1 protein-coding gene is annotated in these 413 nt (G+C 42.9%); it reads left to right on the top strand.

Annotated elements, in window-relative coordinates; translation table 11 throughout:
• Positions 1-413: reverse transcriptase/maturase family protein (locus AC0QHF_RS08930; protein ID WP_324703855.1), on the top strand; the 413-nt coding region annotated here is incomplete at both ends.

Here is a 413-nt window from a genome sequence, read left to right as displayed (position 1 = left end):
GACATTGCCAAATGCTTTGACCAAATTGACCATGACTACCTGCTATCCAAACTTCATTGTCCAACGACCATAAGGCGAGATATCAAACAATGGTTGAAAGCTGGGGTCATTGACAATGGTGTATTTGACGACACAAAAGCAGGGACACCTCAAGGAGGGGTAATAAGTCCACTCCTCGCCAACATCGCACTGGATGGAATGGTGAGACATATAGAAAAACTCTTTCCAAAGAAAGGAAATAGAGTACAAGCAACGGTCGTCAGATATGCTGATGATTTCGTAGTTATATCACCAAAGCTCGAAATCATTGAACAGTGCAAGATTGCCATCTCCGACTGGTTAAAGCCCATTGGACTCCAACTCAAGCCGGAAAAGACAAGAATCTGTCATACACTAAGAGAAATCGAAGTTGA

This window comes from Lyngbya sp. CCY1209, from assembly GCF_055795065.1.
The sequence above is the reverse complement of the archived record's forward strand: the minus strand, read 5'-3'. Positions and strand labels throughout refer to the sequence as shown.